Genomic DNA, 26,366 nt, shown 5'->3' with positions numbered 1-26,366 from the left:
AAAGTTCCCCCACATTTAGCTCCCTCTGCGACCTGTGCGCAGATGCAGATACCGTCGATCGCCTGTTGGAATGAGCTGTCAGTATCCCGACATGAGACCACCCCGCCCGCTGCCTCCAGAGCTCGGCACCGTGTTCAGCATCGCCGATGCCCGGTCGCTCGGCGTGGGTTCCGACCGCCTCTTCCGCAGCGATCTCACGGCGCCATTTCGCGGTGTCCGACTCCTACGTGACACGATTTTGCGAGCGGATGCCACGGGGCACGACGATTTCGAAACCGCCACCAGAGCGACGCGAGCGTTGGCACTCGCATACGCCGAGCGCATGCGCCCTACCGAGTTCTTCAGCCACCTCACCGCCGCCGAACTCTGGGGTGCTCCGACGCCACACGTGCCGGGATCCCCGCTCGACGTTGCGGTATTCGGCAACGATCCGCTCCCTCGGTGTCGCGGCGTCCGCGGTCACCGGGCTGATCCTCGACTGACAACGACGACGACGCTCAACGGACTCCGCGTGGCTACCCCGGCGTCGGTATGGGCATCGCTCGGCGCATTGCCCCTCGAAGACCTCGTCGTCATCGGCGATTACTTCTGCCGTGAGTGGCGCGAGGGGTTCCTCAGGCCTCGTGCGGGTCAGAGACCGCTGACCACACGCACGAAACTGACCGCTGCGCTGGACGCGGGACGGCGAGTCGGCTCTTCCCGGCTGCGTACCGCTCTGGGGATGGTTCGGGAGGACTCGTGGTCACCTCGAGAGTCGCTCTGCCGAATTCTTCTCACCACCGCGGGTTTGCCTGAGCCGTCGCTCAACCTTGACGTCGACGGCCCGGTCGGTTTCCTGGCTTGTGTGGACCTGGCGTATCCGACGTATCGCGTCGCCATCGAATATCAGGGACAACACCACGGTGCGCGATATGCGAAAGACATCGAGCGCATCGAGGCGTTGCGGGCAGCCGGGTGGATTGTCATCCAGGTCTCGTCAGCACTTCTCGCGCGCCCCTCGGATCTCGTCGAGCGGGTCCGGAAGGCGCTCATCTCTCGCGGCTGGCGCCCTTAAGCTCGTTCACCAGCGCTCATCTCTCGCGGCTGGCGCCCTGAGCTCGTTCGGATGCCGCTTAACCGCGGTATCGCGGCCGGATACCGCGGTTTTCCGGCATCCGAACGCGTCAGCCCAGAGTATGGATGCCAAAACTGGCGAAGAATCCGATCGTCGCGATGAGCCCGGTGAACGCTTTCGCGTCACGGAACGCTTCCGGGATCATCGTGTCGCAGATCATGGCCAGGATGGCGCCAGCCGCGATGGCCGTGACAAAGGCCGTTCCGGCCGGAGGCACGGGTTGCAGGAGCACGAATCCACCGAGCGATGAGAGTGCGCACGCCACGGCGATCCCGATCCACAGGCCGAAGACGTATTTCGCACTCCGTTTGTCGGACTTGAGCTCAGCCGTGGACGCCAGCCCCTCGGGGATATTCGAGATGATGATGGCGAGCAGGACGGGAATGCTGAGCTGCCCGCCTGCAACCATGCTGAGACCGAGGACGGCGGTTTCGGGGATGCCGTCGAGGAGCGCTCCGATCGCGATACCAGTGCCGGTGCCCGGCGACTCGTTCGAGCCACGCCGGTTGCGGGCGTCGACCCGGTCAAGCACAACGTTGGCGATGACGTAAACCACGGCGCCGGCAAGGAAACCCGACATGGCTGACCAGAACCCGCCCTCCTGGGCTGCTTCCTCGACCAGGTCGAAGGCCAGTGCTGAGATGAGCACGCCCGAACCGAACGCCATGATGGCGGCGACCACGGTTCGCGGCACCCGAATGAACCACGCGATCACTGCACCGACGAGCAACGCTCCCCCGGCCAGCGCTCCGGCGCCAGCGGCCAACCATGCTTCCATTCCGTCAGACTATTCCGACCGGACGGGTCGCGGGGCCACACGCGCGCCGGTTGACATGGCCACGTCACAGTCGCTAGGTTATCGATATTCGTTGTTATCGATTATCGATGGGGTACTCCATGAACGCAGAAACCACTCTTCGACCGACGCGCTCGGACCGCGCCGACCTCTGGACGGTGCTCGTCGTTGGCGCGATAGTCGCTACCGGCGCACTCGTGCACGCCGTGATGCGGATTGTGTCGGTGGTGTCGAACACCGACGTTGAGGTGATCGCGCCGTTTGCCGCCGACACCCGGGCGGCCGTGCCGGTGGGCCCGAATGGCACTCCACTCGACGTCCAGGTCGACACGGCCGTGCTCACCGTGTCGGGACTGCCGGTCATTGTGGTGGTCTCCCTGGTTTTCGCGGCCGTGGCGGAGTTGCTCATGACCCTCGGCATCGTCGCGTGCGCGGCCCTGGTGTGCCGGAACCTGATGAGGGGGCAGGCGTTCTCTCGCACCAACACCCGGCTCGTGTTTGCCACATCGATCACCATCATCGTCGGCACAACACTCGTGAACCTGTTCTCGACGATGGGCGCCAACGGTGCACTGGCGAAACTCAGCGACAAGACCTTTGACGGCTTTGTTGCGGGTGCCAGCCTCGTGCCGTACTTCATTGCGATCGCACTCGGGGCCGTCGCACTCGCCTTCAAGGCCGGAGAACGGTTGCAGCGCGACACCGAAGGTCTTGTCTAGTGGGCGGAATGGATGACGAGCCCACAGGCATCCGTTGTCGTCTTGACGATTTGCTTGCGGAACGCAACATGACGCTGACCGAACTCAGTGAACGGGTGGGGGTGAGCATCGTGAACCTGTCGGTGCTCAAGAATGACCGGGCGCGCGCCATTCGCTTCTCGACGCTCGTGGCAATTTGCGATGCGCTCGACTGTGAGGTCGGGGACGTGCTGGTGCGGGGCTGAGCGCTACTGAAGCGCGGAACTCAACCGCGCGAGGTTGTCGAGAACGGTGGAGCGAAGCGGCTGTTTCATCCACTCGTCGAGGGTGAGCTCGCGACTCTTGAGCCGGTACTCATCTTCGACCGCACGCATGTCGTTGACGAATGACTCGCCGCGCACCATGAGCGACACCTCGAGGTTGAGCCCGAACGAGCGCATGTCCATGTTGCTCGAACCAATGACGGCGACCTCGTCGTCGATCGTGAAGTGCTTGGCGTGCAGGATGTACGGCGCCGGGTAAAGGTAAATCCGCACGCCGGCGCGAAGCAGCGCCTCGTAGTAGGAGCGCTGGGCGTGGTAGACGAGGGCCTGGTCGCCGATCTCAGACACGAAGAGGTCGACGGGAACGCCACGGTGCACGGCGGTTGTGATCGCGTAGAGCATCGATTCGTCCGGCACGAAGTAGGGGCTCGTGATGACGATGCGCTTCTGTGCCGCGTAGAGCAGGCCGAGGAAGAGGCGCAGGTTATTCTCACCATCGAAGCCGGGGCCACTCGGCACGACCTGACAATCCAGGTCGCCGTCAAGCACATTCGGGTCCTCGAGATCGATGTCGCCCGAGAGCAGTTCGCCGGTTTCGCTGTACCAGTCGCTGAAGAAGATGGCCTGGATGCCCCCGACGACCGGCCCCTCAACCCGGGCGACGAGTTCCTGCCACTGCAGGCCGCGCCGGATATTGACGCGCTTGTTGTACGAGCGGTCGATGACGTTCTGCGACCCCATAAATGCCACCAGCCCGTCGATGACGAGAAGCTTGCGGTGGTTGCGCAGGTCCGGGCGCTGGAATTTGCCGCGCCAGGGCTGCAACGGAAGCATCAGGTGCCAGTCGGCACCGATGTCGTCGAGACGGCGCTTGGTTTTGGCGTAACCCTTCGTGCGCAGGTTCGCGACGTGGTCGAGCAGCACCCGCACGGCAACACCGCGGGCCACCGCGCGTTCGAGGGCGTCGAAGAACGGCGCGGTGGTCTCATCACAGCTGAGAATGTAGAACTCGACGTTGACGTGCTTCTTTGCTTTGTCGACCTCCTCGACCATGGCGGCGAGGGACCTGTTGTAGTCCCCGAGCAGTTTGGCCCTATTGCCACCGAGTAGCGGCAGCGCCCCGAGGTTGCGATTCAGTTGCACCAACGAGGAGAACCAGGGCGGCGGATTGGGCCGCAGATCCTGCTGCGGCAGGTTCTCCGACGCGATGCGGATGAACTCGTTGATGTCGGCCTGGATCTTGCGCCGGTACCTCGGCAGCTTCGGGTTGCCGATCAGCAGGTACGCAAGCACACCCACGTAGGGGATGAGGAAGATGGCCAGCAACCACGCCATTCCCGCGGTCGGGCGGCGGTTGCGCGGCACAACGATGACCGCGATCACCCGGATGATGAAGTCAACGACAAAAAAGAGGACGATCGTCCAGTCGTTCCACAGCCCGTCCCAGAGCCGGGTCCAGACTTCTGCCCAGAATGACGCAACGTCCACGTACCGCTCCTGTCATCGGACTACCGCCCCAGCTTATCGGCCACCAGACGTTGGGCGATCGGGGCTTCGAGGCGCTCAGGCCTCGGTGGAACCACCAGCGGTTGCGCCCGGCGTCGGCGGCAAACCGAGGCGTGCGCGTTCGGTGGCCTCAATCTTCGCGTAGGCAGCGCGCTCATCGCGATCCGATCGAATGATCGACCGCATGACGACCCAGAAGATCAGTCCGACAAGAACGGTCGGCGCGAGCGACCACAGCGCGTTTACCCAAAAGTTGTCCATGACACCTCAAGGATACCCCGTGATATCCCAACGGATGCTGTGGGCTGGCTAGGTAAGAATGCCCCAAATTCCGCTGAGCAGCAGGTAGGCCCCGATCCCGCCGACGATGACCCAAATGGCAATTCGGTTCATCGACGGCTTCTTCGGGTCCTTCGGATCCGTGACGTCCTTGGGCAAGTATTCGTTCATCATTTCACCAGGGGGAACAGGATGGTCTCCCGGATTCCGAGTCCGGTGAGCGCCATCAGCAGACGGTCGATGCCCATACCCATGCCACCGGTCGGCGGCATGCCGTGCTCGAGTGCACGCAGGAATTCTTCGTCGAGTCGCATCGCTTCGACGTCTCCGCCAGCGGCGAGCCGAGCCTGTTCGACGAAACGCTCGCGCTGGACAACCGGGTCGACGAGCTCGGAGTAGCCCGTCGCCAGCTCGAAGCCGCGAATATAGAGGTCCCACTTTTCGACGACGCCGTTCTTCGAGCGGTGTGCCCGAACCAGCGGTGAGGTATCGACCGGGAAGTCCATGACGAAAGTCGGTGCAACGAGGTCACCCTTGACGAAGTGCTCCCAGAGTTCCTCGACGTATTTGCCGTGGATGGGGTGCGGCACCACGATGCCCTCGCGGTCGGCAAGGGCCTTGAGCTCCTCGAGCGGTGTCTCCGGCGTGATTTCGACACCGGCCGCTTCGCTGAGACTCTCGAACATCGAGATGCGTGCCCACTCGCCGCCGAGGTCGTACTCGGTGCCGTCTGCCCAGGTCACGGTGTGTGAGCCGGCGACAGCCTGAGCAGCGTCCTGGATCAGCGTCTGGGTGAGGTCGGCAATCGAGTTGTAGTCGCCGTAGGCTTCGTACGCTTCGAGCATGGCGAACTCCGGGCTGTGCGTGGAGTCTGCACCCTCGTTACGGAAGTTGCGGTTGATCTCGAACACCCGGTCGATGCCGCCGACGACAGCGCGCTTGAGGTACAGCTCGGGTGCGATGCGCAGGAACAGGTCGGTGTCGAATGCGTTCGAGTGGGTGACGAAGGGCCGTGCCGATGCTCCGCCGTGCATCACCTGGAGCATGGGGGTTTCGATCTCGAGGAAGCCACGCGCCGTGAACGTCGACCGCAGGCTGGCAACGGCCTTCGAGCGCTGGATCACGTTCTGGCGCGCCTGCTCGCGAGCAATGAGGTCGAGGTACCGGCTGCGAACCCGGCTCTCTTCGCTCAGTTCGTTGTGCAGGTTCGGCAGCGGCAGGACTGCCTTGGAGGCGATTGTCCACTCGTTTACCATGACCGACAGCTCACCGCGACGGCTCGAGATAACCTCACCGGAGACGAAGAGGTGGTCACCCAGGTCGACGAGCTCTTTCCACTCGGCCAGCGACTCGGCGCCGACTTCGGCGAGCGACACCATGGCCTGGATACGGCTTCCGTCACCGGACTGCAGCGTGGCGAAGCAGAGCTTCCCCGTGTTCCGGAGGAAGACGATGCGCCCGGCGACGCCCACGGTCTCACCGGTGGTCTCATCAGCCTGGAGGTGGCCGAACTTCGCGCGTACCTCGGGGATCGTCGTGGTCACAGGTACCGAGACCGGGTACGCCCCGCCTGCCGCGCTCGATGCACTCGCGATGAGGCGCTCACGCTTGGCCAACCGCACGGCCTTCTGCTCGAAGATCTCTTCAGCGGTGGGTTCGGCGGCCTCTGCAGCGGGTGGGGCTTGGGTCATGACGGACGTCTCCTTTTGGGGTCAGTTCAGTTTACGCGGCGCAGCCGCTGGAGCCGATTCGGCTCAGGAAACGGCGAGCGTGCGGTTGTCGATGAGCCGCGTGCTGCCGACCTTCGCGGCAACGAGCACGACGACCGCGCCGGTGTATCCGCTGTCGACGGGGCCGAAGGTGTCGGGGTTCACCGCGGCGAGGTAATCGAGCTCGATCGCCGACTCACCGTCGAGCACCGACTGTGCGGCCGCGACTGCGGCATCGATGCCTCGGGCCTCTGCAGCAACCGCCGCCTCGAGCGCTCGGGAGAGAGTCAGCGCCGATTGACGTTCCTCGTCGGAGAGAAAAGCGTTGCGGCTCGATAGGGCGAGCCCGTCCTCGGCGCGCACGATGGGCACGCCGTGCACCTCGACCGGGATGTTGAGGTCGCGCACCATCCGCTTCACGAGGAACAGTTGCTGCCGGTCCTTCTCGCCGAAGACGGCGATGTCCGGAGAGACGATGTGGAACAGTTTCGACACGACGGTGAGCATGCCGTCGAAGTGCCCGGGCCGGGTGCGACCCTCGAACGTCGTGCCCGCTTCACCGGCGACCACGCGCGTGCCGACATTCCCGTCCGGATACATCTCCGCAGCCGTCGGAGCGAACACAAGGTGAACGTCGCGCTCGGCGAGCTTGGCCACATCAACGTCGAGCGTGCGCGGGTATGTCGACAGGTCTTCGTTCGGCCCGAACTGCAGCGGGTTGACGAAGATCGACACCACCACGACGTCACCGAGCGTCCGCGCGTGGTCAACGAGGGTGAGGTGACCGTCGTGCAGCGCGCCCATCGTGGGGACAAGCACCACCTTCGGCGACGAAATCCCGCGGGCCTCTGCCTCCCGGCGGGCGTCCTGGATGCGTGCTCGGATGGTCGTAATGCTGTCGGTCACTCCCCGATGGTACCTGCTGGCCGGGTCAGAAATCCTCGCCGTCGAGCGGCTCGATGCTTTCGGGCCGCGACGTCTCTCGCAGCGCATTGTCGACGGATGATCGCACCAGCGACGAGAGGAATCCGCCGGGATGTTCAACACCAATTTCCGAGAGGATGCCTGTGGCTTGCGCAACGATCGATCGCGAGAACGCCGTGGCGATCTCGATAGCCTCCGCGTATGCCGCCCGGTCGTTCTCCGCGACAATGACGGGTTCGCCGCCCATCTCGACGACGAGGGCCTGTCCGATCGGCTGCACGGGAACGGGCGCTGTCACGGCGAACCAGGTCTCACCGAGCCTGCCGATGTCGATGCTGGTTCCCGTGAAGTCCATAGCCGGGTGGATCGCGAGCGGAATGGCCCCGAGCGCCTGGGCCGGCGCGAGCACGGCGGTGCCAAAGCCGGCGGCCGTGTGCAGCACGAGCTGCCCGGCGCGCCAGCTCGAGGTCGCCGCGAGTCCCTCGACGAGAGCGGGAAGTTCGGCGTCAGGAACCGCGAGGATCACAAGTTCACTGCGCTCCACAATGACTGGGATGTCGAGGATCGGCGCAGACGGGAGGATCGCTTCGGCCCGGTCACGGCTCTCGTCGGACACCGCGCTGATGCCGATGATCGCGTGGCCGGCACCGGCGAGTGCAGCACCGAGGATCGGCCCGACGTGGCCGGCGCCAATGATGCCGATACCAAGCCGCCCGGCACGAGCGCTCACGCGTCGACTCCCTTCTCAGCCCAGCGGTGGCTTCGATCGATCGCCGAGGCTTCGACCGCGGCCAGCGACACCCGTTCGAAAAGCCGAAGTGCTTCGTCGGAGCCGATCGCCGGCAGGCTCGCGGAGATCGGGCCGACGACGGTGTGCGCTCGAGCCGACGCCAGCCGGAAGGTGCGCTCGAGGGGGCCCTGTGACACGGCAATGCTCTGCATGCGGGCGAGCGGGAGCAGGTCGAGTTTGCGCCAGATGACGCCGCGCCGGAAGAGCAGCAGGCCGTCGTGAACGGCATAGCCGGTGCGCCGCCAGGCGAACGGGTTGATCCAGCGGGCGCGGCGCGGCGCGAGGATGAAGCCCGACCGCTGCGGCTCGCGGAACGCGCTCGACAATTCGACGTGCAGTGCTTCGGCGCTCACACCATCGAGGATGAGCTCGAGCACCTTGGCCACGTCGCTGAGGTTGCCGACCGGGAGGATCGTCGTGTTGCCTTTGCCGTTCATGGCCGCCTCGGCCGAGAGCCCGGCCTTGTTGATCTTCACCTGCCACCAGTCGAACGGGCGCCAGATCACCGATTGCGAGATCTCGACCGCGTGAATGCGCCCCGGCGGAAGGGTGTCGTTGCTCGTGGACAGCAGACCGAAGCCGATGCGAACACCCGACGAGGTTTTGGCGATGCTGTAGCGCAACGACTTCATCACCGACGAGGAGTAGTAGCTGACGAACCCGATGACGCTCGGCACAAACCAGAACAGCGACCAGAATTGCCCGTTCACGAGCGAGAAGATCATCACGACGGCGAGGATGATCAGGAACACGGTGCCCGAGCTCAACAGCGTCGAGCCGATGAGCCGCCCGATTGAAATGCGCACGACGGACTCGGGCGGAGCCGCGTTGGGGTCAAGCTCCGGCGCGAGAAACTCGTTTACTCGTTCGGTGACCAGTCGGGTGAGCGCCGGGTCTGTCGGCGACTCGACGCCGGCGGGCCCCACGGTCGGCCGGGGCGCGACGCCAGCCTCGGCGAGCTTGACGCCCGAGGCGAGGGTGAGCACATCGCGTCGCAGGTCGTCGGCGTCTCGCGAGTACAGGTACTCGAGTTTGACGCTCGCGTCCTGCCCGGCAACACTGACCTCCATTTTGGCCGCACCGAAGATCCGTGGCAGCAGCGGCCGGTTGATGCCGACGCCCTGGATGCGGTCGAGCTTCGCCTTGCGGTGGGTGCGGAAGAGAATACCGCTGCGCACTTCGACGGCTTCGTCCGTGACCCGGAAGGTGTGCATGCGCCAGGACAGGAAGAACCCGCCGATGACGAGCAGCAGGACGATGAGCAGCCCGAGAAGTGCGAGGCCGACAAACCCGTGTTCCCAGACGTAGGTCAGCGGGTCGTACTCCTGCGAGTCGAACTCGCCAGCACCCGGGAGGAAGATTTCCACGAGCCGCTCGCGGAGGTTCGCGATGAGAAAACCGACGATCGCGAGCATGGCGATACCACCGCGCAGGAGCGGAGTTGCCGGGTGCAATCGGTGCCACTCACCATCGGTGAGGGTTCGACGCGACGACCGCTCGTCTGGCGGCGATTGTGGGGGCTGCCCCGCAGCATCCGTCGCCTGATGAAGAGGCGGATACGACTGCTCGGCACCGTACCCGGGAACATTCGGCGGGATGCCCGCCGGCCGGTCGTCGGTCACAGCCCGGTCCGTCTACTCTCGGCGACCGCAACCAGGTGGTCGCGCAACTGTTCGGCTTCCTCCACCGGCAGGCCGGGAAGCACAATTCCGGTCGCCGTCGACGCCGTCACAAACTTCAGCTCGGCGAGCCCGTATGCGCGCGCGACCGGTCCGCGGTTAATGTCGATCAGCTGCATGCGGCCGTACGGCACCGCCACGAGACGCTGCCACATGATGCCGCGGCGAAACAGGAGGTCGTCGTCGCGGAGCTGATAACCGATCGAACGGATGCGACGTGGCGCGAGGGCCCCCGAGATGAGGCAGACGGCGAGGAAAGGACCGGCGGCCCACCAGATCCACCGTTGGTCGAGGGCGACGTGCATCACCAGGGCGGCGATCAGGACGAGAGCGGCCGTGATGCCGTAACCCAGCAGGTCAACGACGACGTACTTCGGTGAGACACGGCGCCACTCAGAATGCGGCAGGTCGAGGCGGCGGGGCGCGTCGCTGGCGGGCCCTCCCCGGTTCTCGACCGGTTCGGCCGGCTGGGGCTGGCCGTCTGCCTGCGGCTCGGGCAAGCGAGGAAGAAGGGCGGGCTCAGCGCCGGGGTACGTGTTTAACGCGGTGGCGTCGTCAGGAAGCGGGGGTTGCTCCGGGTGCGTCATCGTCATCATCCTTCGGCAGGGTGCACAGGTATTCGGCAAGAAGGCCGGCTGCCATGAGGAGCGCGGCACCAACGCATGAGCCTATCGTCAGCCACATTGAGCCTACCCCGGGCAGCACGGGACGGGTCGTGAAATACAGCAGCGCCCCGAGCGTGACACCGGTGAGAAGGGCGCCAACGCGTGACGAGGCACGGGCGAGCGCGACAACACGGAGCGCTTGGAATGGGTCAACCGGGGTCTTCGAGCGGCCGGTGACCGCTCGGCGGATGGGAACGGAGAAGCCGACGATGATGGCACCGACGACCACGAGGGTCAGCGGAAGGCTGATCGGCGGGATGATGAGCGCGGCGCCCATCGCCTCCGAACCGAACTCGATGAGGAACCCAAGGACGAGGCCGAGAACGCCGAGACCGATGAGCGGGGTGGCGCGGGTGCGGGTCATTCCGCTGCTCCCGGTGCGCGGAGCGCGGCCAGCAGGGCGTCAACCCGACCGTGGCCCACAAGCTCGGCGTCGGGGTCGACCTCGAGCCAGGGGGCGAGGACGAAGTCGCGCTCGGCGGCGCGCGAGTGCGGAATCTCGAGGTCGGGTTCTGCCACAACGCGAGTGCCGTAGGCCACGATGTCGATGTCGATGGTGCGGTCACCCCAGTGCTCGAGGCGCACCCGCCCGAGGTCCGCCTCGATGGTGTGGATCGCGTCGAGCAGGTCGCGGGGGCTGAGGTCGGTGTGGGCCAGGGCAACCGCGTTGAGGTATCCGGGAGCCGACGGGTCGGGGCCGTTTGGTTTCACAGCGACGGAGGCCGCGAACCCCGACGTCGTCGTGACGTGAACGCCGGCGGCCTGCAGGTGATCGAGCGCCGCCCTGAGGGTGGCTTCCCGGTCGCCGAGGTTACTGCCGAGGGCGAGGACCACGGGGGTGTTCGAGCCGGGCAGCTGGGAGGGACGCCGCACCGGCGGGTGGATGGGGGGCCGAGGGATCGGGCTCACGAGGCGGCTCCGGTCGATACTGTGTGGTCGAACGCCGCGCGAACGATGGTCACAGCGACGTCGCCGAATGGAACGGAGATCGGCGCGTCTGGCTTGTGCACGGTGACCGTGACGTCCCGGGCGGCCGGGTAGGCCAGGACGAGTGCGGCGATGCGCTCGGCAACGGTCTCGATGAGGTCGACCGGGTCGGAGGCGACCGCGGCGGCGACGCGCTCCGCCAGCTCGCCGTAGTGAATGGTGGTGGCCACGTCGTCGCTCTGCGCGGCCCGACGGAGGTCAATGCCGACCGTGAGGTCGATGACGAAGTCCTGGCCGTTCTCACGTTCGAAGTCGTAGACGCCGTGGTGGGCGCGCACGCGGAGGCCAGTGAGGGTGATGGAGTCGCCGGTAGTCACGTCTTCACTCTACGGCTCTCGACCGGCGCGCGGCCGGAGGGCGGGTCAGTCGGCGCCGCGCGCCACGAGAGCGTCGGCGAGGTCATCGGAGTGCCGCAGCGAGAGCACGAGCAGGGGGACCACAAAGGCGCGGATGCTCAACCGCCCGCCGCGCGAGCGTTGGGCGTCACGCAGTTGCTGGGCGAACCCCGCGATCACCGGCACCGTGCGGATGGACAGGGCAAGAACCAGGCTGACCCGTTCCGGGTTCACGCGCACCAGACGCAGCGGCGACAGCGCCACCTCGAACGCGTTCAGCAGATCCGATGTGCGCGTTGTGAGAGTGACGAGTCCGGCCAGCACGATTACGAGCACCATGCGTGTGATGTTGGCGAGAGCATCCTCGAGCGGCAGGAAGAGCAGCCCCGTGATCGTGAGGAGAAGAATAAGCCAGCGGATCATCAGCACCTGTCCCGCCAGCTCGCGAAAGCCCAGCCCTGCAACGAGGTACAAGACGACCACGATGACCGAGAGCGAGCCGAGCAGCACGAGCGACGCCGGCAGCACAGATGCAGCCAGCGCGAGCACAAACAACCCGATCAGTTTCCCGCCGGCCGGGGCGCGGTGCAGGATGCTCGACCCTGGACGATAGAGACCGAGGGCCTGCATCAGGCAAATTCCCGCTCGTAGCGACCGATCACGTCGACCGGGTTGCCCTGCTCCACGAGCCTGCCGCCGTCAAAGAGCAGCGCAACGTCGCAGCGCTCGGCGAGCCGGAGATTGTGGGTGACCAGCACGATCTGCTGCGGCAACGCCGCGAACAGGTCGGCGATCCGCCGCGTGTTCGCCGCATCGAGCATGGTCGTCGGTTCATCGGCGACGAGAAGCTCGGGGTCACTCACGAGCACCGAGCAGATGGCGAGCAACTGCTTCTGGCCGCCGGACAGGCTGTGTGCGGGTGCGTCGGCGTGGTCGCCCAGACCGTTTTCTGCGAGAACGGATGCCACACGGTCCGCAATCTCAGATTTGGACAGTCCTCGACCGCGAAGGGAGAAGGCCACATCCTCGGCGACGGTCGGCATGACGATCTGCGCGTCGGGATTGGTGAAAACAAAGCCCACCCGCCGACGAAGCTGCTTGACCTGGCGCAGCGGGTCGAGACCATGCACCGTCATACTCCCAGAGGTCGGTGTCTCGAGGCCGTTGAGGAGTCGGGCGAAGGTGGACTTGCCCGAGCCGTTGGCGCCGATGACCGCGATGCGGTGGGCATCGAGCCGGGTGCTGACGTTGTCGAGCGCGAGCCGGTTTCCGTAGTCGACCGAGACGCCGGTGAGGACGATCTCCCGCTCCATCAGCGCACCACCCGAAACAGGGCGGCGACGCCCATGCCGCCCCCGATGGCTGCGGTCGCAAGTCCCAGGGTTCCGGCGGGTGCTCCGCCGCGGACCAGCCGGGAGAAGAGCCGAACGACGCTGACCGCCCCGCTCGCACCCCAGGGGTGCCCGAGAGCGAGCGCGCCTCCGTCGGCGCAGACCCGGTCGTCGACACCGTTGGGGGTCGCCAATCCAAGTTCGGTGAGCACGGCGAGGGTCTGCGCCGCGAAGGCTTCAACGATTTCGATGGCGTCGATGTCGTCGAGGGCGATGCCGGTCTCCGTCAGTAGTTTCTCGAGCGCGAACACTGGCCCGAGGCCCGGGGTGGCTGGGTCGCAACCGACGGTCGCGCTCGCAACGAGCGTGAGCCCCGGAGCTGCCCCCCGGTCAGCATCGGGCACGAGCGCGACAGCTGCCCCGCCGTCGCTGATGCGGCACGAGTTTCCGGCGGTCACCGTGCCTCCCGGGGCACTCGCGAACACCGGCGCGAATCGGGCGAGTGTTGCGGTACTCATCGGACGCGGGCCATCGTCGGCGACAACCTGGTTGACGGCGACGATCTCCTCATCGAACCGCCCGGCGTTTCGAGCTGCAATTGCCCGGGCGTGGCTGCGGGCCGCATAGTAGTCCTGCTCGCCGCGGGAGATTCCGTGACTCCGTGCCAGGGCTTCGGCGGCCGGGCCCATATCGGGGTCGGGAAACCCTTCGGGCGCGAATGCCGCCCGAGTGTAGGTCTGGTCGTGGGAAATGCGGGTGGGCGCGGTCGATGCACTTTCCGCTCCCCCGGCCACGCGCATCCTCCGGCTGCCGGCCCGGATCTGCTCGGCCGCCACGAGAATGGCCGCGAGACCCGATCCACACTGCCGGTCGACGGTCATGCCGGGCACACTCAGGTCGAGGCCGGCGGCGAGCGACGCGACACGAGCCGTATTGCCGCCCGGGCCCATGCAGTTACCGAGGATGACGTCACCGATCGGACGGTCGCCACCGAGCACACGCCGAGCGTCGCCCAGCGTCGCGCCGATGCTCAGTGCGGCGAGCGACTCAACGCCCATCGCCGCCAGGCGCTGGCCAACCGTCGCTATCGGTGTTCGCCGCGCGGCGATAACGGTCGCAGCGTGATTAGGCAAGTCGTGGCATCCGCTCAGATTGTGCATCACGGGCGATCTGCGATCGCGCCACCTTGCCGCTTGCGGTTCGCGGAAGGTCGCCGCTCACGTACCACCGGCGGGGAACCTGCGCGACGCCGAGCCGGTCGCGGCACGCCGCTCTCAGTGTGGCTGCGGTCGGCGGGGAGCTGAGATCGTCCGGCTCGATGACTGCGCACACCCAGGAGCCGAGGCGGGGGTGCGGGGCGCCGAAGACGACGGAGTTCTTCACTCCATCGAGTGTACGCAACACGGCCTCGACGTCTTCGGGCACGACCGTGGCACCGGCCGTGAGGATAGCTCCGTCGCGACGCCCGCGGAGGGTGAGGATGCCATCCGCGCTGATGTCGGCCAGGTCACCCACTGTCGACCAGCCGTCGGAGTCGGTGCGGAATGAACCGATTTCGCCGGGGAGGTAGCCGAGCGCGGCGTACGCGGATCGGCTCCACAGTTCACCGTCGCGGACGTCGAGCTCGACGCCCGCGAAGGCCCGAAGGCCCACGCCATCGGTGTCGACGGCCACGAAAGACAGTTCGGCGGCGCCGTAGTAGCTCGCGACCTGGATTCCCGCATTCCCAGCGCGCGCTCGGAGGGCGGGGTCGAGCGACGCACCGCCGATGAGCGCGAAGCGGAGGCGAGTGCGGGCGCCAGCGTCGATCAGGTCGAGCACGTTATCGAGGGCACTCGGTGTTCCGTGCAGAACGGTGGCTTCGACGCAGTCCGCCGCCATGACCGTCGAGCCGGTCGGCAGGACAATCGTGGCACCCGCGTCGAGAACGTGCGCGATGGAGAACATCGAGAGCGAGGAGACGAGTGGAGACGGCAGCAGCACCGCATCGTTCGGGGTGAGTGACATCAGCCGGGTGACTTCGGGGAACGAGCGTGACCATGATGCGGCATCGCGCAGGATGACCCGGGGCGCGCCCGTGCTGCCCGAACTGAAGGTGGCCCAGGCCGCCTGCGCCGGAACAGAGGCGGACGCGACCAACGCCTCGAGCTCGGACCAATGTGACTCGCTCCACCGGCTGTCACCGATCGCCGGCACACCGCCTCGTGCGCGCACCGCCAGCGCGGCTACAACCGTCTCCACCGGATCCGACGACCGCAGCGGAACAAGCTGACCGACGCCAACCGCGCCCGGCCACGCCTCGACGCGAGCGCGCAGCTCGACAGGACTCAGCCGCGTCGCCCCCACCCGGAGCGCGTCGGACGTCACTGTGAGGCAGCGACAGCCGGGATGCGCGGAGCCCTGGGGAAGCTGAATGCCTTGGGGTACGCGCGCCAGACCGCGAGCACCAGTGCGGTCGACAGTGCCACCTTGACCAGGTCGCCCGGCAGGAAGATCAGGCTCGCGTATGCGGTGCCGAGCAGCGGGATCCCCGTTACCACCGACTGCAGCGGAATCCCGAAGAGGTAGACGGTGAGCACACCACCGACGAATGATCCCAGCGCCACCCGAAGCCAGGTCGGCTTGGTCGCCCCGGCGTGCACGATGAGCCCGGTCACAGCGGCGCCGAAGACGAACCCGATGAGGTAACCAACGGACGGGCCGAAGAACACGCCGATTCCACCGCGCCCACCGGAGAGCAGCGGCAGGCCGGCAGCGACGAGCAGCAGCAGGGCAAGCACTGAAGCGGCACCGCGCCACCAGCCGAGTACGGCACCGGCGAGCATGACGCCGAGCGTCTGCAGGGTAATCGGTACGGCATTGCCGAACAGCGGAATGGCACCGGGAAGTCCGAGCACCGCGATGAGAGCCGTAAACGTGGCGATGCGGGTCAGATCACGAAGGGAAGAATTATTCTCTGTGGTCACTTCTCCAGAGTGCCATCAAAGTACGGGCCGCGCGTTGCGGCGCATCCAGAGTGTTCCCGTCGACTTTGTGGACCTCATCCAAAAAGGCCGGTCCCATTCTCAGCCCAGGCGACGGCGGGCAGCGAGTGCGACGGTAGTCGCCGCAACGTTGTGCACCCGAACGCCCCAGAGACCGGCGTCGGCGAGCAGCGCACTCACCACGGCGGTCGGCAGGTCCCGCTCCGTCATGGATGCACCATCGGGCAGGAGCGCCGCGATGAACCGCTTCCGCGAAGCGCCGACGAGCACGGGCAGTCCGAGCGACTGAAGCTCGGAGATGCGCGCCAGAATCTCCCAGTTCTGGTCGGCCGTCTTAGCGAAGCCCAGCCCGGGGTCGAGGATGATCCGATCTCGCTCCACTCCCCCGGCCTCGAGCGCTTCGAGCCGCCCGAGAAGCTCGGTGCGCACGTCAACCACGACGTCGTCATAGTGCGCTCGCGAGTTCATATCGACGCTGTGCCCGCGCCAGTGACTCAGAATGTACGGGGCACCGGACCCTGCAGCAACCGCAACCATGTCGGGGTCGGCGAGCCCACCCGACACATCGTTGATGAACTCCGCACCGGCGTCGATCGTCGCGTGAGCCGTTTCGGCATTCATCGTGTCAACAGAAACGCGGATGCCATCGCGTGCGAGGGCACGCACCACCGGCAGGATGCGGCGCAATTCTTCGGCCACGCCGATACGCTCCGCACCGGGACGGGTCGATTCACCGCCGACGTCAATAATCTGTGCACCCTGGCCCACGAGCTCACGGGCGTGCGAAATTGCCGCGTCATGGTCGAGGAACTGGCCGCCATCGCTGAACGAATCGGGCGTGACGTTGAGAATTCCCATGACAAGCATGGAGTCGGCGAAGCGGTAGGCGTCAGCCACGAGCGCTCTCCGCGCTCGAGCCGATCATCGCGAAAATTTCGGTCCGACGGGCCGGGTCAGCGAGTTCACCACGACTCGCGACAGTGACTGTCGATGAGGCGGTTTGCCTCGATCCACGGGTGGTCACACACCCGTGCACCGCGTCGAGCATCACGAGAACACCCCGGGCCTCGAGTCCCTGCTCGAGGGCATCGGCGATCTGTTCGGTCAGCCGTTCCTGCAGCTGAGGGCGTGACGCCAGAGTGTCAACAACGAGCGGAAGCCGCCCAAGCCCCACAATGCGGTCCCCCGGCAGGTACGCAATGTGTGCGGTGCCAAGAAACGGGAGCAAGTGGTGTTCGCAGACCGAGCGGAAGGCGATGTCCCTCACCAGCACCACTTCCCCGTTACCGAAGTTACCGACCGGAACCGAGTCACGCAGGTGGTCGAGCGGGTCCGCGCCGATCCCGGAGAAGAACTCGGCATATGCCTCGGCTACCCGCGCCGGCGTGCGAGCCAATCCCTCTCGCGAAGGATTCTCGCCGATCGCCGCGAGCAGCTCGGTGACGGCAGCCTCGATGCGAGGCCGATCGACCCCCGCCATCGTCGCTACGCCGTTGCCGGGCGCGGGTCGGACTGCGACAGGGGTGGCATGCTCGATTCGCTCTGCACGCCGCCGTCGGTCACATCGGGATCGATGGGCGCCTTGGCGATCGGAACAGCGATCGGCGGTCGTTCTGAGATCGGACGCTTGGTCGACGAGAGCCACTGCGGACGCGGCGCCAGCTTCTTGATGTCCTTGAAGATGTCGGCCAGCTGGTTGTGGTCGAGCGTCTCCTTCTCCAGGAGCTCCGACGCCAGGCGGTCGAGGATGTCGCGGTTCTCGTTGAGTACGAGCCACGCTTCGTCGTGCGCCTGCTCAACGAGCACGCGCACCTCGCTGTCGACGGTCTCCGCGATCTGCTCGGAGTAGTCGCGCTGGTGGCCCATGTCGCGGCCGAGGAAGACCTCACCGCTGGACTGACCCAGCTTGATGGCACCGACGTTTGAGCTCATGCCGTACTCGGTGACCATCTTGCGGGCAATCCCCGTCGCCTTCTCAATGTCGTTCGACGCACCGGTGGTCGGATCGTGGAACACCATCTCCTCGGCGACGCGGCCACCCATGGCGTAGGTCAGCTGGTCGAGCAGTTCGTTACGCGTGACGGAGTACTTGTCTTCAAGCGGAAGCACCATGGTGTAGCCGAGGGCACGGCCGCGGGGAAGAATGGTGACCTTCGTCACCGGGTCAGTGTTGCGCATCGCTGCCGCAGCGAGAGCGTGGCCGCCCTCGTGGTACGCGGTGATGAGCTTCTCCTGATCGCGCATCACACGGCTGCGGCGTTGCGGTCCGGCCATCACACGGTCGACGGCCTCGTCGAGGGCGCGGTTGTCGATGATCTGGGCATTCGACCGCGCGGTGAGCAGCGCTGCCTCGTTGAGAACGTTGGCCAGGTCGGCTCCCGTGAAGCCAGGAGTCTTGCGCGCCAGAACCTCGAGGTCGACGTTCTCCGACATCGGCTTGCCCTTGGCGTGCACCTCGAGGATCTTGTTGCGGCCCTTGAGGTCGGGTGCATCGACGCCGATCTGGCGGTCGAACCGTCCCGGGCGAAGGAGCGCGGGGTCGAGGATATCCGGACGGTTCGTCGCCGCGATCATGATGACATTCGCCTTGGGGTCAAAGCCGTCCATCTCGACGAGGAGCTGGTTGAGCGTCTGTTCGCGCTCGTCGTGCCCGCCGCCCATGCCGGCGCCGCGGTGCCGCCCGACGGCGTCGATCTCATCGACGAAGATGATTGCGGGAGCGTTCTCCTTGGCCTGCTGGAAGAGGTCGCGCACTCGGCTCGCACCGACACCGACGAACATCTCAACGAAGTCAGATCCGGAAATCGAGTAGAACGGCACGCCGGCTTCACCCGCGACAGCGCGAGCGAGAAGTGTCTTACCGGTTCCTGGAGGGCCGTACAGCAGCACACCCTTCGGGATCCGGGCGCCGACGGCCTGGAAGCGAGCGGGCTCCTTCAGGAAGTCCTTGATCTCTTCGAGCTCTTCGATGGCCTCATCACTGCCGGCGACGTCTTCGAAGGTGACCTTGGGCGATTCCTTGGAGACGAGCTTGGCCTTGGATTTGCCGAACTGCATAACCTTGCTGCCGCCGCCTTGCATGCTCGAGAGCATGATCCAGAAGAACACACCGATGAGCAGAAGCGGGAGGAGGAGTCCAAGCGCGGAGAGCCACCAGCTGGGCTGCGGAACTTTATCGTTGAAGCCGTCAGAGGGGGCTGCCTCGTCGACCGCCGCGACGACATCGTCTGCGCGGGCGCTGATGTAGTAGAACTGCACCATCTTGCCGTTATCGCCATCGGCCTTGTCGAGGGTCAGGTCAGCGCGGTTGTCACCCTCGGTCAGGGTCGCGTTGGCGACCTTGCCGTCCTGCAGCAACTCGAGTCCGTGCTCGGTTGACACCTCTTTGTATCCGTTGAGGTTGAGCAGGCTTGAGCCGATGAAGAAGACCAGCACGGCAATGAGAATGTAGGGCAGCGGGCCTTTGAAGATGCGCTTGAAATTCATAGTGCGGATGAGCGGATGCCCAACACCTTTCTGAAGGTACGTGAAGACGCCTTGCGCCTTGTGGCCTCAAGGTTATCGTCGAAAAGCTGGGCGGCGCCTCTATGTTCGCCGCAAGGGGAAACGGCGAAGCGGCCGGGAAGGTTAGGAGTAGACGTGCGGGGCCAGGACGGCCACGTCGCGGAGGTTGCGGTAGCGCTCGTCGAAGTCGAGTCCGTAGCCCACAACGAAGTCGGTGGGGATGTCGAAGCCGACGTACTTGCAGTCGATCTCCACCTTCGCGGCCTTGGGCTTGCGCAGCAGTGCGCAGACCTCGATGGAGGCGGCACCGCGCGACGCAAAGTTCTCGAGCAGCCACGACAGGGTAAGGCCTGAGTCGATGATGTCTTCAACAATCAGCACATGGCGACCGGTGAGGTCGGAGTCGAGGTCTTTCCGGATCTGGACGACACCGCTCGACTTGGTTCCTGCGCCGTAGGAGGAGACGGCCATCCAGTCGATCGAGACGTGCTTCTTCATGGCACGCGACAGGTCAGCCATGACCATGACCGCGCCCTTCAGCACACCGACGAGGAGGAGGTCCTTGCCTTCGTAATCGGAGTCGATCTGGGCGGCGAGCTCATCGAGCTTCTCGTGGATCTGCTGCTCGGTAACGAGAATGTCTGTGAGGTCGCCTGCAATGTCGCTCGATTCCATGGACTCATCCTACCGCGGGGGCCTGGGCCGAAAATTCGAGCAGCCCGCCGTTCCGGGTCACCGAAATACCGGGAACGTTGATCGGTCCCTGGCCCTTCCAGTCGGTCACAAGCGCCGCGATGGCGAGGGTGTGCTGGCGCGACAACGACTGGCCGAACTCGCTGTATGCGACCATGCGAATGATGCGGTGCCGAAGCGCGGCAGGGTTCGCGCCGAGGGCCGCCACCGAGACGGCGATTCCCGCTTCGGCCGGCTCGCAAATCTCCTCGATGAACTCGTCGATCATCGCGTCGAACGCCTCGGTGTCCTCGCGCAGCTGCTCGGCCGTTCGGGCGAGCGCCTCGGCGATGCCCGGGCCGAGCTCGCGCTCGAGCACCGGCAACACTCTCTCGCGCACACGCACGCGAGTGAAGGCGGGGTCGCTGTTGTGCGGGTCGGTCCACGACTCCAACCCTTCGGCGACGCACGCAGCGTGGGTGTCGTCCCGGCGAACGCCGAGCAGCGGTCGCAGGTAGCTTCCGCTGACCGGTGCCATACCCATCAGACTGCCTGATCCCGATCCGCGGGCGAGCCCCAGAAGCACCGTTTCGGCCTGGTCGTCCAGCGTGTGGCCCAGCAGAAGAGCGGATGCCCCGGTGTCGCGAAGCGCGGATTGGAACGCTTTGTAACGCGCGGTTCGAGCCGCCGCCTCGGGCCCACCGGCGCCGCTGATCACCACCCGCGTTTCAATCACAGGCATCAGCCCGAGCGCCCGAGCGTGTGCCGCAGCTCGGGAGGCGACATCCGCTGATCCGCCCTGAAGTCCGTGGTCGACGATCACCGCGCCCGCAGAGATGCCCTGCTTGCTGGCTTCGAACGCGGTGGCCGCCGCGAGGGCCAGCGAGTCGGGTCCGCCGCTCAGCCCGACGAGTACGGTGTCGCCGGGTCGAACGTTCGCGACGAGGCTCGAGCGAACGGCGTGGCGCACGAGAGCGACCGCTCGGTCGAGCGGCGGGCGTCGAGGACTACTGTTTGTGGGCATCAAGTAACGTTATTCCAGACTTTCACACGGAGGAGAACACACTTATGGCCGAATATGACGTCGTCGTAGAAATCCCCAAGGGCAGCCGCAACAAGTACGAGGTCGACCACGAAACCGGTCGCGTGTACCTGGACCGCGTTTTGTTCACCGCTTTTACCTACCCGGTGGACTACGGCTACTTCGAGAACACCCTCGGTCTCGACGGTGACCCGGTCGACGCCCTCGTGCTGCTCGAGTACCCGGTCTTCCCCGGCGTCGGCGTCAAGGTTCGCCCGGTCGGCGTGCTCAACATGAGCGATGAGGCCGGTTCGGACGCCAAGGTCGTGTGCGTGCAGTACAAGGACCCGCGCTGGGCTCACATCCAGGACATCACCGATGTTCCGGAGCAGACCCGCAACGAGCTCGAGCACTTCTTCGCTCGCTACAAGGACCTCGAGCCCAACAAGTGGGTCAAGATCGAGGGCTGGGGCGACGCCAAGGAAGCTGAAGCGATCATCGAAGCAGGAATCGTCAAGCTGCGCGAAGAAGGCGCCCACTAGGCATCCGTTTTTTCGATTCGAAACCCCGCAACCATTTTTGGATGCGGGGTTTCCTCGTAAAAGTGGCGGAATCCCGCTGTTTTTGCACTCAGCACTCGCTCGTTTTGCAAAAACGTGTCTGAGCACCGTATGCTTACTTCTCGGTAGTTACAGAGCCCCTCAAAGGCTCGCGGCCCCATCGTTTAGTGGCCTAGGACGCCGCCCTTTCACGGCGGTAGCACGGGTTCGAATCCCGTTGGGGTCACAATAACTACTAGAATGAAAACAAGTAAAAAGTAAGGCCCTGTAGCGCAGTTGGTTAGCGTGCCGCCCTGTCACGGCGGAGGTCGCGGGTTCAAGTCCCGTCAGGGTCGCTGAAGTGGAAGCCCTTCCGAAAGGAAGGGTTTTTCACCTTCCAGCGGCATTCCAGCCGTTCGGCTCTGTAGCTCAGTTGGTAGAGCGCACGACTGAAAATCGTGAGGTCACGGGATCGACGCCCGTCGGAGCCACTGAAATCCTCGTAAGGCTTCTACTTGCGGGGATTTCTTTATGCCCTTTTTCGGTTCTAATGGGCGTCGTCGACGAGCTTGAGCCCGACGATGCAGCCGATCAAGCCGACGAGCAGCAGGATCTTGATCCACGAGATGCTCGCGTCGCCGGTGATCATCGACCACGCGACAGTGAGCGCCGCGCCGATGCCGACCCAGACGGCGTACGCCGTACCGATGGGGATTTCGCGCATCGCCCAGGCGAGACCGCTCATGCTGAGCGCGAGCGCTCCCACGAAGAGCACGGATGGCCAGAGCTTGGTGAAGCCCTCGGATTTGCCGAGCGCTGTGGCCCAGACGGCTTCGAGGATGCCGGACGCGATAAGGATGATCCATGACATGGCGACTATTTCTGGCCAGTCTTGTCGCAGTCCGGGTACTGATCCCTCGTCCGGGGTCGGGAGGAAACCGACCTGGATTCAGTCTAGCGACGGTCGATGAGCAGTCCCTGTGCAGGCGCCGGGTCAGTATTCCTCGCGGAAGTTGCCGATGAAGGTGACGGTGTTGCCGTCGGGATCGCGCAAGGATGCCAGTTGGACGTTCTTGCTGGCGATCTGGACCTCTCCGACCGAGAACCCACGGTTCTCGAGCTCAGCCAGGTGCCATTCGAGTTCGTCAACGGCGAGATTCACGAGCGTTCTCCCTGCGTGTTCAGCCGCGACCGTCATCTGAATCCACCCGTTGTGCGTTACCCGCCACTCAGCGAGGATGCCGGGCATCGGAATGTTGGTAGGCGGAAAGCCGAAGAGGGTTTCGTACCAGGAGAGTGACGCCGCGAAGTCTCTCACCGGAACGACGGCGAGAACGTGTGTAACTGACACTGGGACCTGCTCCTTGCTGCGTGAACTAGAATGTGAGGAATCCTCACCCCTCTATCTGGGGGGAGGCGGGATTCGCTCGCGACGCTACTGTCAATAGTGCACCAAACGTGAGGCATTCTCGCATTCTTACCGATGCGAATCTTCCTGCCGGGCTCATCGGCGTTCCAACGCCCCGACCTGGCGACGTCCGGTGCGCCGAAAACGGACAGGGGACACGTCATGACATCACGCATCACGCGCGAGCCCGTCGCTGCTCCCCCACACATCGAAACGAACGAGCGCGGCAGGTCATGACCGAAGTCAAATCACGCATATTCTTTCCCAGCTTCACCCGGCCGCGCGTCCGCGTCAGCCTCGGAGCCGAAGCCAAGGACCACACACTCCGCCAGGAATCCGAGCGGGTGTGGGCGCGCAACTACCGAACGCGCCTTCGGCTGACCGACGTCGCTACAGTTCTTTTGGCGGTCACCATCGCGTTCTCGCTCCGATTCGGCATCGAGGCGATCCCCCTGAGCGCGCGCATCGAAGATGCCCAGTACATCCTCATCTCCGCAACCATCGTCGCCTCCTGGCTGGTCGCACTCTTCGCCTTCGGCGTGCACGACTCCCGCGTCATCGGCGTCGGGGCCAGCGAGTACAAACGCATCATCAACGCAAGCGCCACCGCCTTCGGCCTCCTCGCCATCGTCTTCCTCGTTCTTAAGGTCGACATCGCTCGCGGCTACTTCATGCTGGCTCTCCCCCTCGGCACGGTCAGCCTGCTCGGCGCCCACTGGCTGTGGCGCCGCTGGCTCGTCTCGCAGCGCACCCTCGACCACTACCTCTGCCGGGCGCTCGTTGTCGGTGAGCTCGACGATGTCGGTTACGTCATCCGGCAGATCCAACAGAAGTCGGGCGCCGCATACAACGTCGTGGGTGCCGTCGTCTCCAACACCGACGCCCACACTGTGACCACCGGCCAGAAACCGGTTCCCGTTCTTGGCATGACGAATGTTGCCCAAGTCGCTCGCAACGTCGGTGCAGACACCGTGATCATCGCCGGCCAGCCCAAAGGCGGCGCGAACTTCATCCGCAACCTCGGCTGGCAGCTGGAGGGAACCGCAACCGACCTCGTTCTGGCGTCCCAATTGACGGATGTCGCTGGGCCGCGAATTCATTTCCGTCCGGTTGAAGGCCTTCCGCTCATCCACGTCGAGATTCCCCAGTTTGAAGGCGGCAAGCACGTCCTCAAGCGGGCGTTCGACGTCGTGGCATCCGCTGCTGGAATTATTGTGCTCACTCCCGTCTTCCTTGCCGTCGCCCTGTTCATCAGGCTCGACGACGGCGGGCCGGTCTTCTTCACCCAGGAACGGGTGGGCCGCGGCCAGCGCACGTTCCGGATGGTGAAGTTCCGCTCGATGGTGACGACGGCCGAGAGCGATTTGGCGAAGCTCACCGAGCAGAACCAGGGCAACGGGCTGCTCTTCAAGCTCAAGGACGACCCGCGCGTCACCACGGTGGGCCGCATCCTCCGCAAGTTCTCGATCGACGAACTGCCCCAACTCTGGAACGTACTTCTGGGTGACATGAGCCTCGTCGGCCCGCGCCCACCGCTTCCGCGTGAAGTCGAGGCCTACGAAGACCACGTGCACCGCCGGCTGTACATCAAGCCCGGCCTCACCGGCATGTGGCAGGTCAACGGCCGGAGCGACCTCAGTTGGGACGAGAGCGTGCGACTTGACCTCTATTACGTGGAGAACTGGTCACTCACCGGTGACCTGATGATCGTCTGGCGCACCGTCAAGGTGCTCCTCAAACCGGTTGGGGCGTACTGATATGACTATCCCTTTTCCTGTGCACGAGGCATCCGATCGCCCCGGCCGGCCGCCGCACATCGCCGATTCCGCCGACATCGACGGGCTTGCCCGTATCGGTGACGGCACCCAGGTCTGGCATCTGGCCCAGGTGCGCGAGCACGCCAGGGTCGGCGCGGGCTGCATTCTCGGTCGCGGCTCATACATCGGCCCCGGCGTCGTCCTCGGCGACAACTGCAAAGTGCAGAACTACGCGCTCATCTACGAGCCGGCCGTCCTCGAAGACGGCGTGTTCGTCGGTCCCGCCGCTGTCTTCACGAACGACGTCTTTCCGCGCGCCATCACGGTCGACGGCAAACGCAAGGACGCCGACGACTGGGATGCGGTCGGTGTGACCGTTCGCACCGGAGCCTCGATCGGTGCCCGCGCTGTCTGTATCGCCCCGGTCACCATCGGAGCGTGGGCGCTCGTCGCTGCCGGCGCCGTTGTTACCCAGGATGTGCCAGACCATGCACTCATGGTCGGTGTTCCCGCCCGCCGCATCGGCTGGGTCGGGCGCGCCGGAGTGCCCCTCGAATCCGTCGGAGACGACCTGTTCCGCTGCCCGTCGACGGGGGATGAATACCGCGAACACAATGGCGTGCTCATGGCAATCCTCCCGCAGGCGGTTGGAGCTGGTCGCCTCCGGTCGGCGAGCCCACCGAGGGCAGACGGATGACCGGCCGGGCCTCTCGACTCGCACTAATCGCAATCGTCGCGACGCTCGCTCTCGCCGTCGTGATTCTTGTCGTTTCCGCCGTCCTCGACTCCCTTCCGGGGACGTCGGGAACGGCCGCGAAGGGCCCGACATCGTCCTCGTCTGCCTCGAAAGACAGCAACAATTCCCCAACGGATGCCTCGCCTGACGGCAGCGAAGGCACGTCACCATCGAATCCCACCGACGACGAATCATCACCAGGCACCGGCTCCACCGATGACCGGACCTCCTCCGAGGTGCTGCCCGCACCGAAGGAAAAGTCACCCATCGGCTTGCCGCCCTCGCCTCCACTGGCACCGCTCGTCGGCACACCGCTGCCGCCAACGGCGAGCGCCACAGACACACTCGTCTCCGGTTTTCCGACCGAGGTGATCTCTCTGAACCCCGACACGACCGTTCACACCAGCTCCGTGGCATCCGCTCAAAACCGCCTGCAGGTGACACTCACTGCAACGACCACATCGGCAACCGCGAGCGTTCTCGAGTTCTATCGAGTCAGCTTCGCGCAGCACAAACTCGTCGACAGCGTGGCTCCGGCAGCCGCAGGGTCGAGCGCGCTGCTCTTCTCACGGGGCGCAGACACCATTCTTCTCACCGTCACGCCGACCGCATCGGGCGGCTCGACCTACAGCGTCTTTGGCGCATTCACCGCAGCGACCTAAGCACATC

General features: G+C 65.3%; 31 protein-coding genes, 3 tRNA genes and 1 riboswitch. Of the genes, 10 read left to right on the top strand and 24 right to left on the bottom strand.

The window, feature by feature from the left end; all coding sequences use genetic code 11:
- The first annotated feature begins 91 nt into the window (after positions 1-91).
- Positions 92-1,054 (top strand): hypothetical protein, encoded by a 963-nt coding sequence (locus tag L1277_RS08370; RefSeq protein WP_253375897.1) that lies wholly within the window; start codon positions 92-94, stop codon positions 1,052-1,054.
- Positions 1,055-1,163: 109 nt separating this feature from the next.
- On the opposite strand, the gene L1277_RS08365 is transcribed toward L1277_RS08370, so the two are convergent.
- Positions 1,164-1,892 (bottom strand): ZIP family metal transporter, encoded by a 729-nt coding sequence (locus tag L1277_RS08365; RefSeq protein WP_253375896.1) that lies wholly within the window; start codon positions 1,890-1,892, stop codon positions 1,164-1,166.
- A 119-nt stretch (positions 1,893-2,011) separates the two neighbouring features.
- On the opposite strand from L1277_RS08365, the gene L1277_RS08360 reads away from it, so the two are divergent.
- Together L1277_RS08360 and L1277_RS08355 are read left to right on the top strand one after the other, a co-directional pair.
- Positions 2,012-2,629: a hypothetical protein gene (locus L1277_RS08360; RefSeq protein WP_253375895.1), complete on the top strand. Its 618-nt coding sequence runs from the start codon at positions 2,012-2,014 to the stop codon at positions 2,627-2,629.
- An 8-nt stretch (positions 2,630-2,637) separates the two neighbouring features.
- A complete protein-coding gene (locus tag L1277_RS08355) occupies positions 2,638-2,853 on the top strand; it encodes a helix-turn-helix transcriptional regulator (RefSeq protein WP_253375894.1) in 216 nt (71 codons plus the stop codon).
- 3 nt (positions 2,854-2,856) lie between these two features.
- Here the strand turns inward: L1277_RS08355 and cls are convergent, their stop codons facing one another.
- From cls to tilS, 21 genes are all read right to left on the bottom strand, one after another.
- Positions 2,857-4,308 (bottom strand): cardiolipin synthase, encoded by a 1,452-nt coding sequence (gene cls / locus L1277_RS08350; protein ID WP_253375935.1) that lies wholly within the window; start codon positions 4,306-4,308, stop codon positions 2,857-2,859.
- 126 nt (positions 4,309-4,434) lie between these two features.
- Positions 4,435-4,638, bottom strand: a complete 204-nt coding sequence (locus tag L1277_RS08345) for a hypothetical protein (RefSeq protein ID WP_253375893.1) — start codon at positions 4,636-4,638, stop codon at positions 4,435-4,437.
- Between the two features lie 48 nt (positions 4,639-4,686).
- Positions 4,687-4,830 (bottom strand): hypothetical protein, encoded by a 144-nt coding sequence (locus tag L1277_RS08340; RefSeq protein WP_253375892.1) that lies wholly within the window; start codon positions 4,828-4,830, stop codon positions 4,687-4,689.
- Positions 4,827-6,347, bottom strand: coding sequence for a lysine--tRNA ligase (gene lysS, locus L1277_RS08335; RefSeq protein WP_253375891.1), 1,521 nt, complete (start codon positions 6,345-6,347; stop codon positions 4,827-4,829). Before lysS ends, L1277_RS08340 begins: the two co-directional genes overlap by 4 nt.
- A gap of 63 nt (positions 6,348-6,410) precedes the next feature.
- Entirely contained in the window at positions 6,411-7,271 is an 861-nt protein-coding gene (gene panC, locus L1277_RS08330) for a pantoate--beta-alanine ligase (RefSeq protein ID WP_253375890.1), read from the bottom strand.
- A 25-nt stretch (positions 7,272-7,296) separates the two neighbouring features.
- Positions 7,297-8,019 carry a DUF2520 domain-containing protein gene (locus L1277_RS08325; protein WP_253375889.1) on the bottom strand — a complete coding sequence of 241 codons (723 nt, stop codon included), beginning with the start codon at positions 8,017-8,019 and terminating at the stop codon, positions 7,297-7,299.
- Positions 8,016-9,701: a PH domain-containing protein gene (locus L1277_RS08320; RefSeq protein ID WP_253375888.1), complete on the bottom strand. Its 1,686-nt coding sequence runs from the start codon at positions 9,699-9,701 to the stop codon at positions 8,016-8,018. The genes L1277_RS08325 and L1277_RS08320 overlap by 4 nt, the downstream gene beginning before the upstream one ends.
- Positions 9,698-10,345 carry a PH domain-containing protein gene (locus L1277_RS08315; protein WP_253375887.1) on the bottom strand — a complete coding sequence of 216 codons (648 nt, stop codon included), beginning with the start codon at positions 10,343-10,345 and terminating at the stop codon, positions 9,698-9,700. Before L1277_RS08315 ends, L1277_RS08320 begins: the two co-directional genes overlap by 4 nt.
- Entirely contained in the window at positions 10,314-10,787 is a 474-nt protein-coding gene (locus L1277_RS08310) for a DUF3180 domain-containing protein (RefSeq protein WP_253375886.1), read from the bottom strand. Before L1277_RS08310 ends, L1277_RS08315 begins: the two co-directional genes overlap by 32 nt.
- Positions 10,784-11,296, bottom strand: coding sequence for a 2-amino-4-hydroxy-6-hydroxymethyldihydropteridine diphosphokinase (gene folK / locus L1277_RS08305; protein WP_253375885.1), 513 nt, complete (start codon positions 11,294-11,296; stop codon positions 10,784-10,786). Before folK ends, L1277_RS08310 begins: the two co-directional genes overlap by 4 nt.
- A 32-nt stretch (positions 11,297-11,328) precedes the next feature.
- Positions 11,329-11,727 (bottom strand): dihydroneopterin aldolase, encoded by a 399-nt coding sequence (folB, locus tag L1277_RS08300; protein WP_253375884.1) that lies wholly within the window; start codon positions 11,725-11,727, stop codon positions 11,329-11,331.
- A gap of 45 nt (positions 11,728-11,772) precedes the next feature.
- Positions 11,773-12,375: an energy-coupling factor transporter transmembrane protein EcfT gene (locus tag L1277_RS08295; RefSeq protein WP_253375883.1), complete on the bottom strand. Its 603-nt coding sequence runs from the start codon at positions 12,373-12,375 to the stop codon at positions 11,773-11,775.
- Positions 12,375-13,058, bottom strand: a complete 684-nt coding sequence (locus L1277_RS08290) for an energy-coupling factor ABC transporter ATP-binding protein (RefSeq protein WP_253375882.1) — start codon at positions 13,056-13,058, stop codon at positions 12,375-12,377. The genes L1277_RS08295 and L1277_RS08290 overlap by 1 nt, the downstream gene beginning before the upstream one ends.
- Positions 13,058-14,209 (bottom strand): thiolase family protein, encoded by a 1,152-nt coding sequence (locus L1277_RS08285; protein WP_253375881.1) that lies wholly within the window; start codon positions 14,207-14,209, stop codon positions 13,058-13,060. The genes L1277_RS08290 and L1277_RS08285 overlap by 1 nt, the downstream gene beginning before the upstream one ends.
- Entirely contained in the window at positions 14,202-15,443 is a 1,242-nt protein-coding gene (locus tag L1277_RS08280) for a class I adenylate-forming enzyme family protein (RefSeq protein WP_253375880.1), read from the bottom strand. The genes L1277_RS08285 and L1277_RS08280 overlap by 8 nt, the downstream gene beginning before the upstream one ends.
- Entirely contained in the window at positions 15,440-16,042 is a 603-nt protein-coding gene (locus L1277_RS08275; protein WP_253375879.1) for a biotin transporter BioY, read from the bottom strand. Before L1277_RS08275 ends, L1277_RS08280 begins: the two co-directional genes overlap by 4 nt.
- A gap of 99 nt (positions 16,043-16,141) precedes the next feature.
- Positions 16,142-16,957, bottom strand: coding sequence for a dihydropteroate synthase (gene folP / locus L1277_RS08270; RefSeq protein ID WP_308215085.1), 816 nt, complete (start codon positions 16,955-16,957; stop codon positions 16,142-16,144).
- On the bottom strand, positions 16,950-17,540 hold the full coding sequence (folE, locus tag L1277_RS08265; RefSeq protein ID WP_253375878.1) for a GTP cyclohydrolase I: 591 nt from the start codon (positions 17,538-17,540) through the stop codon (positions 16,950-16,952). The genes folP and folE overlap by 8 nt, the downstream gene beginning before the upstream one ends.
- 5 nt (positions 17,541-17,545) lie before the next feature.
- Positions 17,546-19,546 carry an ATP-dependent zinc metalloprotease FtsH gene (ftsH, locus tag L1277_RS08260; protein WP_253375877.1) on the bottom strand — a complete coding sequence of 667 codons (2,001 nt, stop codon included), beginning with the start codon at positions 19,544-19,546 and terminating at the stop codon, positions 17,546-17,548.
- A 141-nt stretch (positions 19,547-19,687) separates the two neighbouring features.
- Positions 19,688-20,239, bottom strand: coding sequence for a hypoxanthine phosphoribosyltransferase (hpt, locus tag L1277_RS08255; RefSeq protein WP_253375876.1), 552 nt, complete (start codon positions 20,237-20,239; stop codon positions 19,688-19,690).
- Positions 20,240-20,243: 4 nt separating this feature from the next.
- Positions 20,244-21,260 carry a tRNA lysidine(34) synthetase TilS gene (gene tilS, locus L1277_RS08250; protein ID WP_253375875.1) on the bottom strand — a complete coding sequence of 339 codons (1,017 nt, stop codon included), beginning with the start codon at positions 21,258-21,260 and terminating at the stop codon, positions 20,244-20,246.
- Positions 21,261-21,304: 44 nt separating this feature from the next.
- On the opposite strand from tilS, the gene L1277_RS08245 reads away from it, so the two are divergent.
- The 4 genes from L1277_RS08245 (at position 21,305) to L1277_RS08230 (ending at position 22,287) form a co-directional block, all read left to right on the top strand.
- Positions 21,305-21,799, top strand: a complete 495-nt coding sequence (locus L1277_RS08245) for an inorganic diphosphatase (RefSeq protein WP_253375874.1) — start codon at positions 21,305-21,307, stop codon at positions 21,797-21,799.
- A 171-nt stretch (positions 21,800-21,970) separates the two neighbouring features.
- Positions 21,971-22,043: transfer RNA gene (locus tag L1277_RS08240), tRNA-Glu, on the top strand.
- Positions 22,044-22,078: 35 nt separating this feature from the next.
- A tRNA-Asp gene (locus L1277_RS08235) sits at positions 22,079-22,152 on the top strand.
- A gap of 62 nt (positions 22,153-22,214) precedes the next feature.
- Positions 22,215-22,287: transfer RNA gene (locus L1277_RS08230), tRNA-Phe, on the top strand.
- 56 nt (positions 22,288-22,343) lie between these two features.
- Here the strand turns inward: L1277_RS08230 and L1277_RS08225 are convergent.
- Positions 22,344-22,667 (bottom strand): multidrug efflux SMR transporter, encoded by a 324-nt coding sequence (locus L1277_RS08225; protein WP_253375873.1) that lies wholly within the window; start codon positions 22,665-22,667, stop codon positions 22,344-22,346.
- 10 nt (positions 22,668-22,677) lie between these two features.
- A riboswitch (guanidine-III (ykkC-III) riboswitch) is annotated at positions 22,678-22,744 on the bottom strand.
- 46 nt (positions 22,745-22,790) lie between these two features.
- Positions 22,791-23,147 (bottom strand): VOC family protein, encoded by a 357-nt coding sequence (locus L1277_RS08220; protein ID WP_253375872.1) that lies wholly within the window; start codon positions 23,145-23,147, stop codon positions 22,791-22,793.
- Positions 23,148-23,437: 290 nt separating this feature from the next.
- Between L1277_RS08220 and L1277_RS08215 the strand changes: the two genes are divergently transcribed.
- Genes L1277_RS08215 through L1277_RS08205 form a run of 3 tightly spaced genes read left to right on the top strand, consistent with a single transcriptional unit; the run spans position 23,438 to position 26,359 of the window.
- Positions 23,438-24,961: a sugar transferase gene (locus L1277_RS08215; RefSeq protein ID WP_253375871.1), complete on the top strand. Its 1,524-nt coding sequence runs from the start codon at positions 23,438-23,440 to the stop codon at positions 24,959-24,961.
- A gap of 1 nt (position 24,962) precedes the next feature.
- A complete protein-coding gene (locus tag L1277_RS08210) occupies positions 24,963-25,658 on the top strand; it encodes an acyltransferase (RefSeq protein WP_253375870.1) in 696 nt (231 codons plus the stop codon).
- Positions 25,655-26,359, top strand: a complete 705-nt coding sequence (locus tag L1277_RS08205; protein WP_253375869.1) for a hypothetical protein — start codon at positions 25,655-25,657, stop codon at positions 26,357-26,359. Before L1277_RS08210 ends, L1277_RS08205 begins: the two co-directional genes overlap by 4 nt.
- The last annotated feature ends 7 nt before the right edge of the window (positions 26,360-26,366 follow it).

The sequence above is a fragment of the Okibacterium sp. HSC-33S16 genome, from assembly GCF_024171565.1.
In the GTDB taxonomy this organism is placed as follows: domain Bacteria; phylum Actinomycetota; class Actinomycetes; order Actinomycetales; family Microbacteriaceae; genus Mycetocola_A.
This window is presented reverse-complemented; position numbering and strand designations above follow the sequence as displayed.